Raw genomic sequence first — 13487 nt, 5'->3', positions numbered from 1 at the left:
TTTTCGAGAAAAAAACATCTCCATTTTCGGGAGATGTTTTGCCGGTCAAGACCGTGTCGGGTCAATTCCGTCTTCTTGGTCAGACGGTGTGTCGGAACTACCGAAATCACTTACTTTCGAGAATCCATCCGTATCACCGTCGATGTCTTTCCCGCGGGCTGTAACAGATGGATCCAGTACATCTTCTTCACTTGGTCGCGAATTCGGATCGTTCTCGTTTTGTTCTGCTTCTTCTTTTGCATGCTCGATACATAATAGCGTTTCCGGAATGATATCAAGACGTTCAATCTCAATCTCTTTTCCACAGACCTTACAAATGCCATACGTTCCGTCCTCGATCGCTTTTAGGGCACGATCCACATCAGAGAGCATATCCTCTTGCATGTCTGTGATCGCTTGATCGCGTTCCCGCAAGAACAATTCATCGCCGGAATCGGCAGGATGATTATCGTAACTCGACAATTCACCTTCATCGTAATCGGTATCGCGTTGTTCGATGTTTGATGTCGTCTTTTCTTTTTCCTTTAATAATCGTTGCTTGAATTCTTCCGTCTGTTGTTTAGATAACATGATTGTTCGACTCCCCTTCGTTAGAACCTCTGTTAAGAATGTAGCCTATTCGAAGAAGAGTTAAACCATCACGAACACTTATAAGAACGAATTGATCCATGAAGATCACAGATAACCGTCATGCATTCATTCCCATCGTTAAAACAAATCTGATGTGATCGTCCGTTCTTGGATGTCGTGATGTCATCGATCCACAGTTGCGAAGCATCTGCCGAAGACAGCATCGCGATTTTGTCACGAATCATGAATAAATCAAACGGTAACAGATTCAAGGATTGAATCGTTAACCCATTTTTACGGAAGAGTGGATCAAGCTGGTATTGCGAAAGACTATATAAAGACTTTTCCGTCCCACCAATAAGTAGTTGAATCGAATGTGACGGTTCATGACTGTCGATTCGTTCCTTATGCAGGATGATTCGTCCTCGAACACCAGACTCATTGAATATTCGTTGCGTATCCTCTTGTGACAGGCGTGGGCCACCTTCCTTGACCTTTAAGACGATGTGGGCGAATTCCGCAAAATCCGGTTTTCCGATCTCAAGCGCTGGGATATGACGGACTTCTTCTCGTTCAATGATTTCAATCAAGTCACGCTCTACTTTGACACTGACCGTATCTGTTGAAAAGACACGGACGTCGATCACGAATTGATCAAGTACCGCATTTACTTCGATCGTATACGTCAAATCAAGATTTTTTTCTTGTTCAACCAACAAACGATTCAAGATGAGTTGATGCAATAAATGGACTGGTGTACGTGAAGAAAACTGACTCGAATAAATCAAATGTTTTGGTCCGGTTCCTTTTGTTGCTTTTGGTCGTGCTCCGTTTAATCTATATACGTTCACTTTATAATTCAACATATAATCACCTTCTCTTACCTGAAAAATCGGAATAGAGATGTTCCGTTCATATAGCGTACAATGTATTTTAATCGCTAAATATTCGTTTTCGAATATTCCAAATTGAATATACAAATTGTAATCAAATTGTGATAGAAGATTTGCAAAAACTGATTATTTCGATGACGATGCGCTACATGTTATTTGAAATACAAAACCACCCTTCACGTGACGTGAAGGGTGGTGCGCACACTTATTCTCAAGCAATCGAATTGACTTGTTGTTGCATCGCTTCATAATGTTCGATGATTCGAGATCCAAGTGGATCCGTTGCTGACAGTTTTAGATATGCGTTTAACGCATCTTCAATTCCATGTTTCGTGATATATGCATTTAATTCAGAAGATTCTGAATCATTTGGATCGAAATAGGTCAGTGCTGCTGCGATCCCGCGCGCTAATCCATCTGCTTCAATCCCGCGCTCCATCAATTCCTTCGCTGGTTTGACGAGTCGGTCACTTGGACTCAGTTTACGAATCGGTGAACGAGCGACACGAATGATTTCATCATGAATTCGCGGGTTTTCAAAGCGTTTCATATTCTTTTGGATATACGCACTATGGTCGACGGGGTTAAAGCCGTACTTTTCAAGTAACAACCACCCTGTTTCGTAAAGTGCTGTCTGGACACCACGACGGATGCGTGGATCCGTTAGACTTTCAGCGATTGTCTCTTTATGAAAGAGTGCTCCGAGGTACGAAGCGATCGCATGTCCCGTATTAACGGTGAACAGTTTCCGCTCGATGAACGGTTCGATGTTCTCGACATAGGTAACACCTTTAATCCGTGGATAGGCTTCCGGTAGTCCAGTCGTCTCAATCACCCATTCGAAGAATTCTTCCACTTCGACGTACAACGGGTCTTCATGATGCTGAAGCGGCACGATCCGGTCAACCGCTGCATTCGGGAAATACCAGTTCTCCGCTACCGTCTGATGTTTCGCTACCTCCGCTTGCAAGTGTTTTGACCCACCGATCATATTCTCACACGCAATGACGTAGACAGGTGTCTGTTGATCACGTTGACGTAACCCTTCCGCGATCAAAGGAGCTACTTTCGACAACAAGCTCGGACCGACAGCTGTCGTAATCACATCTGCATCGCGAATCGCTGCAATGACCTGATCCGGTTCAGACAAACTGTTGAGCGCCGTCACGCCGTCGACCCGTTCACGTCCTCCTTGTTCAGAGGCATAACCGACCTCATAGGTATGTCGTGCTTTTAATGCATCGACGACCGTCGTATTGACATCTACGAAACAGACTTCGTAACCCGTCTTGACGAGTTGTAAGCCGATGAAACCACGTCCAATGTTACCGGCACCAAAATGAATGGCTTTCATGCTTACACCTCCGCTGTCAATAAGGCAATGATTTCTTCTTTTGATTTCGCTGCCACGATACGCTCGACGTTCTCCTCATCGGAGCAAATGACTGCGATATTCGATAACAACTCGAGGTGTTCGTCCCCAACACCAGCGATACCGATGACGAGTCGTGCTTGTTCCGTTCCGAACGCTACGCCTTGCGGTACTTGTAGAATCGATAGCCCCGTTTTCTTGACTTGTGATTTAGCCGACTCTGTTCCGTGGGGAATTGCGACATGGTTGCCGATATAAACCGTTGATAAAGCGTGACGCTCCTGCATTGAATCGATATAACCCGCTTCGACATATCCATGGTCGACGAGGAGTTGACCGGCAGCCGTAATGGCTGCCGTCTCGTCTGCGAATTGTTGATCCAGTAATACGAGTTCCGGTGAAAGGTTCATTGTCGTTGTCATGTTTATTCCTCCTTGAATATCTCTATATTTATTTTTAAGAAATCTTATTTCGTGCTGTTTCAATCTCATGAACGAGTTGGTCATAATAACCGGCATTCAAGAAATTATCGACTGATCGGTGTTCTGCCGTTGGAACCTGTTCCTTCGCTCGCTCCGTCAAATCACGATGCGTGATGATCAGTTCGGCGTTTTGCGGCAATTGACTGATTGACGTATTCGTTACCTTGATCGGTAAGCCCGCTTTGTTGATTTTATTGCGAAGGACGGATGCTCCCATCGCACTTGATCCCATACCAGCGTCACAAGCGAAAATGATATGTTCGACTTCCGCAAGTGGTTTAGCATCAGCTGAAACGAGTGTCGAGGCAATCGATTGTTTGCCTTTCATCGCACTGACGTTCGCGCTTGCTTCTTCAAGCGATGTCTCTTTTGCTTTGCTTGTTTTCAATAAGACAGTCGAGACAACGAATGTCACAGACGCTGAAACAAGGACACCGGCGATCAATCCGATGTAAGAGCCGCGGGATGCCATCGCAAGAACCGCAATGATACTACCTGGCGAAGCAGGTGCGACTAAACCGACATCAAATAGGACGAATGTGAGAATTCCACTCATACCACCTGCGATCATCGCAAGCAATAAGACCGGCTTCATCAAGACATACGGGAAGTAAATTTCGTGAATCCCACCGATGAACTGAATGAACGCGGCACCCGGTGCTGTTTTCTTTGCTGCACCAGAACCGAAGAACGAGTACGCGAGTAACAATCCGAGACCCGGACCCGGGTTAGCTTCGAGTAGGAACAGTACCGATTTTCCTGCTTCATTCACTTGATCGAGACCAAGTGGGCTTAAGATACCGTGGTTGATGGCGTTATTTAAGAACAAAATTTTCGCTGGTTCGATGAATAAACTAGCAAGCGGTAATAAGTGCGCACTGACGATTGCACCAACTGCTGCAGCCATGATGTCGTCAAGACCTGTCATGAGTGGTCCGAATAACTTGAACCCACCGAGCATCAACAAACCACCAATGATTCCGACCGAGAAATTGTTGACGAGCATCTCGAGACCCGGTTTGACTTTTCCTTCGATCAACTGATCGAACTTTTTGATGACGTATCCACCAAGTGGTCCCATGATCATGGCACCGAGGAACATCGGAATCTCTGTGCCGACGATGACCCCCATCGTCGCGAGCGTCCCGACGACACCCCCTCTGACGTCATGCATTAATTTCCCGCCTGTGTATCCGATCAGCAACGGTAAGAGATAGGTGATCGTCGGACCGACGAGTTCACCGAGCTCCTTATTTGGTGCCCATCCAGTTGGGATGAACAGTGCCGTGATGATCCCCCAGGCGATGAATGCACCGATGTTCGGCATGACCATACCGCTTAAAAAGCTTCCGAACCGTTGAACTTGTACACGGATGCCCCGTGCTCCATTTTGAGCTGTCGCCATTGTGTTAGCCTCCATTTCGTGTATGAGTTGATACGATGATTGCTTTGCTATGACCTTATTGTAAGAGTACTGCAAGCGCTTACTCAATCTTTCCTAGTTCAGTCTTTGTCCAAGAAGTTGGACAGACTGGAAAGAAGCCTGCTTGACATAAAAAAATCCCTGTCACTTCAGGAATGGAGTGACAGGGATTTTTTCAAGTGTGACCTAGGAATTGATCAATGACCGTTCGAAACGTTCGATTCAAAAGCAGACGAATCGTCTGTTCCTCCCCGAATTCGAATTGATCCATTTGTTCGGGACTCTCGATGATGGCAGCACTGATCGAACTGAGTAATTCAAGCAGTTCGTTCGAGGTCTCTTCCGGTGCGACCAAGACGAGGAGCCGTTCGACGGATTGTAACTGTTGATCCATTCCGAGCAAGTCGATCGGTTCAGGCAATTCAAAGATGAGGAATCCCCCTCGTTGAATCGTCGCATCGCGTCCGTGAAACAGCGCAAGCCGCGTTCCCGGAATACCAAGACCTGACATCTCATGACGACGTAGCAATTGTCCAGAGAGCGAAACAGCTGACTTCGCCAATCCTTGCTCGACCATGCGTGTACTGATCTCAAACAAGAGCGATTCAATCCCATCGCCCACCCGCTCTAACCGTTCCATTCGGAATCCGTCCGATACTTGAATGGACGATGCAACGAGCCGATGCAATTGCTCAAGATCGAGCCATTCCGTTTTTGTCTTTCGCGGTGCCGGTTGAAAGGATTTAGGCAAGGCGAGAATTAATTTCCGAATCCGTTCGACCTCATCCTGAGGAAGCAACGGGTTGACGAGAAGATGTGGTGGACGAATGTCAGGCAACGGTACAGTCGACAATACAAAGTCGTACGAATCGATTAGTAACCGTTCGATGCCAAACAAGGACGAGTTATCGATGTGCTCGAGTTCAGCGAATTCTTGCCGTAACCGATTCATCAATAACTTCGAGGAACCGAGTCCAGCAGAGCAGACGACTAGAACACGATATGGGAGTTTTGGTGTCGGTTTGCTGAGAACGGCACCGAAATGCATGACCCAAAATGCTAAATCTACGTCTTCAAATGTCGCATCGGTGAAGATCGACAATGCTGCTTGTTTGACCGCATCAAACAAGCGCGGATATTCCCGTTCGATTTGTTTGATGACATAGGACGGATTGACGCTATTTTGACGGGTGTACGATTGAATATGCGAGACGAGTCCGCGTTCTAGCGCATGATCCTTCGTAAAGTTCGTTCCATATAGTAAGGAGACATGCTCAATCAATCGTTTTACACGAAGGCGCGTGACGAGTTCCTCCGTATCTCCTGCGTCCGATTGAAAGAAAGCACGCAATTCTTCTGATAACCATTGGCGTTCGGCAATCGACAACGTGTCAGGTAATCGCTCTTCGACGCGTTCCACCCATTTGAGGATTTCAACCGGATACGCTTTTAACTCGTAACGCATCGGAAACTGATCTTTGCGCAACGCTTGTAAAGCTAAGCTGAGTGTCGCACGCATGATTTGTCGGTCATTGAGACGCCCTTCTTTCGTCAATGGCTCTATGACCGCGTACGCTTGATTGATCATCTCAAGCCAGGATGTTCGATTCATGCGTAACAGATGAGGTAATTGCCCGGCGTCGCCTTGTAACAAGCGATAGAAAGCAAGAACATCCCATTGCGTAAAGATCAATGAAATCAGTAAACGGCGTTTGTTGATTTCTTCACCGATGATTTCGGCACCAATACCTTTTTTGCGCTTGATTTCAAGGTCATATTGTAGAAACCACTCATCAATCCGCTCTAAATCCTGGCTAACGGTGCTCGGAGCCACATACATCGCATGGGCGATTGCCTGTAATTTGACCATCCCTTCTTCTTGTAGTAGCCGATACGCTAACTCGACTTGGCGATCTTCAGCGTTCGGTAATTGTTTATGTGACAACAAGAGTTGGTCTCGTAATGCATGTTTGGCTTCGTCCGTTCCTTCAATTAAGAGACCTCTGCCGCGAACATATGTCAAACGCAAATCATGATCTTCTAAAGACTGGGCAAGACGATCGCGTTCACGTTGAATCGTTCGTTCCGATGTCTCGAGCGTTTCCGCAATCTCTTGTATTTGAACAGGTTCCTCGCGTGATAATAGGAAAAATAAGATATCATGTTCCCGTGGTGTAAATTCAGTCATGCAGCCTCACTCTTTTCTGCCAAGATTCGAGGATGACGTCATATGCAGTCGGATCAAGAATCCGATCGACTGGATGAACCGAACAATGTGTTTTCCATACGTGTCGATGGACGAGTTGCGTTTCTCCGACGATAAAAGCTGCTTGATCAGGTAGTTCTGCGATCCGACATGTCTTGACGTCTGTCGTAATACCGCATTCAAGTAAGCGCTTTCTTAAAATCGTAGCCCCCATGATACTACTCGCCATTCCACTCTCGCATACGAAATAGATGATTTCTGAATTCATCTGTCATACCTCCTCTTCATTTTATAAGAATAGCAGAAATATTTTCGGTGTTTGACCTTGAAACAAAATCAATAGTTATTTTTGAACTGGCAGATTTCTTTGCCAAACACAAAAAAGCCTGGATTTCCGATGATGCCAGAAAATCCAGACGATGTGATTTAGCCTGTTTGTTGCATTGCTTTTAAATATTGTCCAACGGCTTCTGCTACTTCACGACCTTCGCGAATCGCCCAGACGATCAATGATTGACCACGTCTTGCGTCACCTGCGGCAAATACGCCTGGACGGTTCGTCGCGTAACGTGTCGTCTTGATTTTCCCACGTTCCGAGGCGACTGCTAAATGTTCGAGTACGTTCTCTTCGACACCACTGAATCCAATGGCAATCCAGACTTGATCGACTGGGAAGTAACGATCGCTCCCTTCGATCTCCTCAAAGATCACTGTACCCGATTCAGTTTTTGTTTTCGTCGTTTGAATCGTCCAGACACCGGTGACTTGACCCGATTCACTTGTTGTGAATCGCTTGATCGCGATCAAGTATTCACGAGGATCCCGACCGAATTGTTGCAACGCTTCTGCGTACCCATAATCGATGGAGTAGAGTGACGGTGTATCCGGCCACATGTTTCCTGTTGCACGCGTCGTACCCGGTTGTTCATGTTTACCGAATTGGACGACGGAGCGACAGCGTTGACGGAGTGCTGTTGCCACACAGTCCGCTCCGGTATCGCCTCCACCGATGACGAGAATATCTTTATCTTTCGCATCGTGATCAGCAGACAACGGTTCTTGCGAGAGCACGTGACGTGTCACCCCTGTCAAATAATCCATCGCATAACCAACTCCACGCGTTGGCGCATCCGTTAATTTGCGTGGTTCCGTCGCGCCGACACATAAGATAACGGCGTCATACTCCGCTTCAAGTGTCTCGAGAGTGATATCTGCACCGATCGTGACGTTCGTCCGGAAGTGGATCCCTTCTGCTTCAAGCAAATCAACACGGCGCTGTACGACCTCTTTATCAAGTTTCATGGCTGGTATGCCGTACGTGAGTAATCCGCCAATCCGATCTTCCCGCTCGTAGACCGTCACTTGGTGACCGGCTTGATTCAGCTGATCGGCAGCCGCAAGACCGGCAGGACCAGATCCAACGATGGCAATCGAACGTGTCGATCGTATTGCTGGAATTCGGGGCACGACCCATCCTTTTTCGAAGCCAATGTCGATGATTGTCCGTTCGATATCTTTGATCGCGACCGCAGGTTCATGAATCGACAACGTACACGATCCTTCACATGGCGCTGGGCAGACACGACCCGTGAATTCCGGGAAATTGTTCGTCTCAAGAAGGCGATCGAGTGCCTCTTGAAAACGTCCTTCTTCTACGAGCAAGTTCCATTCTGGAATCAAGTTATAGACTGGACAACCAATCTTCACTTGATCAAATACTTCCCCTACATGGCAAAACGGGGTGCCACAATCCATACATCGACTTGCTTGTTGACTCGCTTCCGCTTCCGTCAAAGCCGTCTTATATTCCTTAAAATCACCCACCCGTTCGCTTGGATGTCGTTCCGTTCCACCCGAACGAGCAACTGTCATGAATTGATCGCGTCGTTTCATCGTACCCCTCCTGTTCTGCGCCCTAGATGTGTCTCAAATGCGAGCAACATCGCTTCTTCGGTGTTGTGTCCTTGTTTAGCGAAATCAGCCATCAACGTTGTCACTTTCTCATACGTCGAGGGAATGACGCGGATGAACGAATGAATGACATGATCCCAGTTCGCTAGAATCGCATCTCCCTGCTCACTTCCGGTCCGTGCGACGTGACGTTCGATGAACGTCTTGAGTCGCGCAATCTCTTCGACATGCGTGACAGGTCCCGTCGAAACGAGTTCGCGGTTGACACGTTGTAAAAATTGTTCAGGATGACGCGGCAAGACATAGGCGACACCACCTGACATACCGGCAGCAAAGTTTTTTCCGACATCGCCAAGGACGACGACGGATCCACCGGTCATATACTCGAGTCCATGGTTGCCGATTCCTTCGACGACGGCGACGGCTCCACTGTTTCGAACCGCAAATCGCTCACCTGCCTGACCGTTGACATAAAGTTCTCCACTTGTCGCCCCGTAAAGTGCGACATTACCAATGATCGATTGATCGGACGAGACGAACGAAATCGAACGTGGAGGATGGACGGCGATGATACCCCCGGACAATCCTTTCCCGACGTAATCATTCGCTTCTCCCGTGACATCAAGTGTTACACCACGTGGTAAATAAGCGCCTAAACTTTGTCCGGCAGATCCATTCAGTTCGAGTTTCAATCGATCTGTCGGCAGACCAAGGGCCCCAAACCGTCTTGTCAGCATGGCACCGGTCTGTGTTCCGATTGCACGGTCTGTATTTTGAATCGTTAAACGTAGTGTCTGAGGCTGACTGAAATCTGCCGCCTCTAAATACGGCGAGATTTCACGCGCGTCAAAAGAACGCTCGACATGATGCTGTTGTTGTTCAGCCGGACCGTGTGTCACGTGAACGAGGAGACGCGAAAAATCAAGACTCTTCGCCTTCCAATGCGTCCGTTGTCGTTCTGACGGTTCGAGTAAATCCGTCCGCCCTACGAGATCTTGTAGTCGTCTAACACCGAGCTTCGCTAAATGTTCTCGTACTTCCTCTGCGATGAACGTCATGAAATGGACGACATCATCGGCAGATCCTGTGAATTTCTTACGGAGCTCTGGATCTTGCGTCGCGACACCAACAGGACACGTGTCGAGATGACACGCTCGCATCATGATGCATCCGACTGCGATGAGCGGCGCTGTCGCAAACCCATACTCATTCGCTCCGAGCATCGCGGCGAGGATGACGTCGCGACCAGTCAAGAGTTTTCCGTCGGTTTCAAGGACGACACGCTCGCGTAATCCGTTTAATGTCAACGTTTGGTGGGTCTCAGCAAGACCAAGTTCCCATGGCAGTCCGGCATGTTGAATACTCGTCTTCGGCGAGGCACCCGTGCCGCCGTCATGACCACTGATGACGATGACGTCCGCAAGCCCCTTCGCAACCCCAGCCGCGATCGTCCCAACGCCACCTTTGGCGACAAGTTTGACGCTAATCCGGGCTTGATCGTTGGCACGTTTCAAGTCATGAATCAACTGCGCCAAATCTTCAATCGAATAGATATCGTGATGGGGTGGTGGAGAAATCAATCCAACACCGGGTGTCGATGCACGCACCCGCGCAATCCACGGATAGACTTTTTCACCAGGTAATTGACCGCCTTCACCGGGTTTCGCACCTTGTGCCACCTTGATTTGTAATTCGTCCGCGTGAACGAGGTAATGACTCGTCACCCCAAAACGACCAGAGGCGATCTGTTTGATCCGACTCATCCGGAAGTCACCATTTTCATCCCGTTCGTACCGTTCCTCTTCTTCACCGCCTTCACCACTATTACTCTTACCACCTAATCGGTTCATCGCGATCGCAAGCGTCTCGTGCGCTTCTTTGGATAACGATCCGTAGGACATCGCACCCGTCTTAAAGTATTTGACGATTTCGCTTATAGGCTCGACTTCCTCGATCGGGATTGCCGTCGTCTCCTTGAACGTCAACAGATGTCGTAGCACCGTTGCCGGTTCCTCCTGAATGCGTTGAGCGTACTTTTGATAAAGCCGGTAATCATTCGTCCGGCATGCGTGTTGCAACAAATGAATCGTTGCTGGGTTAAAGGCATGATGTTCTCCCGCTTGACGGTACCGGAAGACACTACCGGACTCTAAATGAATCCGTTCATCTGCAATCTGTTGTGCTCGTCGGACTTCTTCTTCCATCAGTTCAAGCGTCATCCCGCTCAATTGAGAGACCGTACCCGTGAAATGCTGGTCAATGACGGAGCGATCGATTCCGACCGCTTCAAAGATTTGCGCCCCCCGGTAGCTGAAAACCGTCGAAATGCCCATCTTCGACATGACTTTGACGACGCCTTCGGTGACTGCTTTTTGGTAACGTTTGTCGACATCCGTAAAACAATTCCCTACCGCTTCTTCAAGCGTCGCATATGCCAGGTACGGATAAATCGCATCCGCACCGTATCCGATCAACGTCGCGACATGGTGGACTTCACGAATCTCTCCCCCTTCAACGATCAAGCTGAGATTTGTACGTAATCCCTTACGGATCAGCGCATGATGAATCGCACTCGTCACTAATAGGATTGGCATCGGCAAGTTGCCGGGGCGTACGAGACGATCCGATAACGTCAATAATTCATACCCGTTTCGTGCGGCGGTCACAGCCTCATCAACGATCATGTCGAGTGCTTCTGCAAGCGAGTCGGTGAACGTCGTCGAAATCGTTTTTTGCTTAAGTCCACTTTGTTTGAGCGCATGGGCTTCGTCTGGTCGCAGAATCGGCGTATCCAAGCGAACACGACGACAGTTTGCACGGTTCGGCGTCAGCAGCTCCCCTTGTCGACCAAGCCATGTCAGCGTCGAGGTGACGATCTCTTCGCGTAACGCGTCAATCGGTGGATTCGTGACTTGTGCGAACAGCTGCTTAAAATATCGGAACAAGGATTGAGGACGTTCACTTAAGACCGCTAGCGGTATATCCGTTCCCATCGCGCCTAACGGATCCTTTTGTTCTTCGACGAGCGGGATCAAGTATTGATCGATATCTTCACGCGTATATCCGAAGTGTCGTTGTTTCGTTCCAAGTTCAACGAGCGTTTCCTTGAAGTCGTTACTTGAAAGGGACACGACTTCTTGCGCGAGCCACTCCGCGTAAGGGTGCCGTGTCGCTAGCTCCCGTTTGATCTCTTCGTCTGCGATCAACTGACCGGACGCAAAGTCGAGTAAAAGCAGTTCACCCGGTGCTAATCGTTTTTTGTACAGAATGTCTTGTTCACGAAGAGGAAGTACCCCTGCTTCTGACGACAACATGAAGTGACCATCGCGTAACAATACATATCGCGCTGGGCGTAAACCGTTTCGGTCAAGCGTCGCACCAATCTGTTTTCCGTTCGTAAAGACAATCGCAGACGGACCATCCCATGGCTCCATCATGCTACTGTGGTACTCATAATATGCGCGCTTAGCCGGTCTGATCTCAGCATGTTCGAATGGTTCTGGTACGAGCATCAGTGCTGTCTCAGCGAGCGAGAGTCCGGACAGATGAAGAAACTCAAACGCATTATCAAGCATCGACGAGTCACTACCTGTCTCATCTAGAATCGGTAACACTTCCTCTGCCCGATTACCATACGTCGTCTCGGCCAGTCGACGTTCTCGACCGCGCATCGCCCGAATATTTCCTTGCAACGTGTTGATTTCACCGTTGTGAATCAAATAACGGTTCGGGTGAGCACGTTTCCAACTTGGAAACGTATTCGTACTAAAACGCGAATGCACGATACCAAATCCTGATTGATAGCGCTCATCTCGTAAGTCATCGAAGTACGCGCGCAATTGATCCGTCGTCACGAGTCCTTTGTAAACGATTGTTTCACTCGAGCTACTCAAGACGTATTGTTCAAGACCGAGTTGTTCTGATTCACGTTCAAATGCGCGACGAATCAAAAAGAGTGTTCGTTCAAATGTCAATCCTTCCATCGCCTTTGCACCAATGAAACATTGACGAATGACTGGCTCCGTGCGGCGGGCACCCGACCCAAGCACTTCTGACTGAACAGGTACAGTACGCCATCCTAAGACGTCTTGTCCTTCTGTCAAGATGATGGATTCTAATGTTCGTTCGAGTCGCATCCGTTCCCGTTCCTCACGTGGTAAGAACATCATGAAAACGCCATAATCCCCTTTTTTAGGGAAGGAAATGTGGCGAACCGTTTCACGAAACAAACGATCTGGTAATTGCGTTAAAATACCCGCTCCGTCTCCCGTCTTCGCATCGCTTCCTTGTCCACCACGATGTTCCATTTGACAAAGCATGGCCAATGCATGTTCAACAACTTCATGACTCGCTCGTCCTGTTTGATGTGCGTAAACCCCGATCCCGCACGCATCATGTTCCATACGAGGGTCGTATAATCCCTGCTGTTCAGGGTACTGATGAAATGTCATGGTAGCACTCTCCTTGCCTTCTTAATTTTCTGTATATTCAGTTAAATTATACTTTACACTCTTTTATGTTTATTCGCTACTATGCATAATCACTATTTTATTTAACCTTTAAAGATAGAAATACCATATATCAACATTGATAACGCTTACATAAACATGGATATTCATTCAATATTTTT

At 48.0% G+C, this 13487-nt stretch carries 9 protein-coding genes; all 9 read right to left on the bottom strand.

The window, feature by feature from the left end; translation table 11 throughout:
* Positions 1 to 45 precede the first annotated feature (45 nt).
* Entirely contained in the window at positions 46 to 570 is a 525-nt protein-coding gene (locus EXG77_RS06750) for a TraR/DksA C4-type zinc finger protein (RefSeq protein ID WP_023468557.1), read from the bottom strand.
* Positions 571 to 638: 68 nt separating this feature from the next.
* Entirely contained in the window at positions 639 to 1436 is a 798-nt protein-coding gene (locus EXG77_RS06745) for a hypothetical protein (RefSeq protein WP_035396979.1), read from the bottom strand.
* Positions 1437 to 1674: 238 nt separating this feature from the next.
* Positions 1675 to 2817, bottom strand: a complete 1143-nt coding sequence (locus EXG77_RS06740) for a mannitol-1-phosphate 5-dehydrogenase (protein ID WP_035396977.1) — start codon at positions 2815 to 2817, stop codon at positions 1675 to 1677.
* 2 nt (positions 2818 to 2819) lie between these two features.
* Positions 2820 to 3257 (bottom strand): PTS sugar transporter subunit IIA, encoded by a 438-nt coding sequence (locus EXG77_RS06735; RefSeq protein WP_023468560.1) that lies wholly within the window; start codon positions 3255 to 3257, stop codon positions 2820 to 2822.
* Between the two features lie 34 nt (positions 3258 to 3291).
* Positions 3292 to 4722: a PTS mannitol transporter subunit IICB gene (locus tag EXG77_RS06730; RefSeq protein WP_023468561.1), complete on the bottom strand. Its 1431-nt coding sequence runs from the start codon at positions 4720 to 4722 to the stop codon at positions 3292 to 3294.
* A 193-nt stretch (positions 4723 to 4915) separates the two neighbouring features.
* On the bottom strand, positions 4916 to 6928 hold the full coding sequence (locus EXG77_RS06725) for a BglG family transcription antiterminator (protein ID WP_035396976.1): 2013 nt from the start codon (positions 6926 to 6928) through the stop codon (positions 4916 to 4918).
* A complete protein-coding gene (locus EXG77_RS06720) occupies positions 6921 to 7214 on the bottom strand; it encodes a hypothetical protein (protein ID WP_023468563.1) in 294 nt (97 codons plus the stop codon). Before EXG77_RS06720 ends, EXG77_RS06725 begins: the two co-directional genes overlap by 8 nt.
* Before the next feature lie 158 nt (positions 7215 to 7372).
* Positions 7373 to 8839 (bottom strand): glutamate synthase subunit beta, encoded by a 1467-nt coding sequence (locus EXG77_RS06715; protein ID WP_023468564.1) that lies wholly within the window; start codon positions 8837 to 8839, stop codon positions 7373 to 7375.
* A complete protein-coding gene (gene gltB, locus EXG77_RS06710; RefSeq protein WP_035396975.1) occupies positions 8836 to 13308 on the bottom strand; it encodes a glutamate synthase large subunit in 4473 nt (1490 codons plus the stop codon). Before gltB ends, EXG77_RS06715 begins: the two co-directional genes overlap by 4 nt.
* Positions 13309 to 13487 lie beyond the last annotated feature (179 nt).

The sequence above is a fragment of the Exiguobacterium sp. OS-77 genome, from assembly GCF_000414195.2.
Taxonomy (GTDB): Bacteria; Bacillota; Bacilli; order Exiguobacteriales; family Exiguobacteriaceae; genus Exiguobacterium_A; species Exiguobacterium_A indicum.
This window is presented reverse-complemented; position numbering and strand designations above follow the sequence as displayed.

Coding starts and splice junctions, on each gene's coding strand:
- EXG77_RS06750 (WP_023468557.1), bottom strand. CDS start 570: ATGTTATCTAAACAACAGACGGAAGAATTCAAGCAACGATTATTAAAG.
- EXG77_RS06745 (WP_035396979.1), bottom strand. CDS start 1,436: ATGTTGAATTATAAAGTGAACGTATATAGATTAAACGGAGCACGACCA.
- EXG77_RS06720 (WP_023468563.1), bottom strand. CDS start 7,214: ATGAATTCAGAAATCATCTATTTCGTATGCGAGAGTGGAATGGCGAGT.
- gltB (WP_035396975.1), bottom strand. CDS start 13,308: ATGACATTTCATCAGTACCCTGAACAGCAGGGATTATACGACCCTCGT.
- EXG77_RS06715 (WP_023468564.1), bottom strand. CDS start 8,839: ATGAAACGACGCGATCAATTCATGACAGTTGCTCGTTCGGGTGGAACG.
- EXG77_RS06730 (WP_023468561.1), bottom strand. CDS start 4,722: ATGGCGACAGCTCAAAATGGAGCACGGGGCATCCGTGTACAAGTTCAA.
- EXG77_RS06740 (WP_035396977.1), bottom strand. CDS start 2,817: ATGAAAGCCATTCATTTTGGTGCCGGTAACATTGGACGTGGTTTCATC.
- EXG77_RS06735 (WP_023468560.1), bottom strand. CDS start 3,257: ATGACAACGACAATGAACCTTTCACCGGAACTCGTATTACTGGATCAA.
- EXG77_RS06725 (WP_035396976.1), bottom strand. CDS start 6,928: ATGACTGAATTTACACCACGGGAACATGATATCTTATTTTTCCTATTA.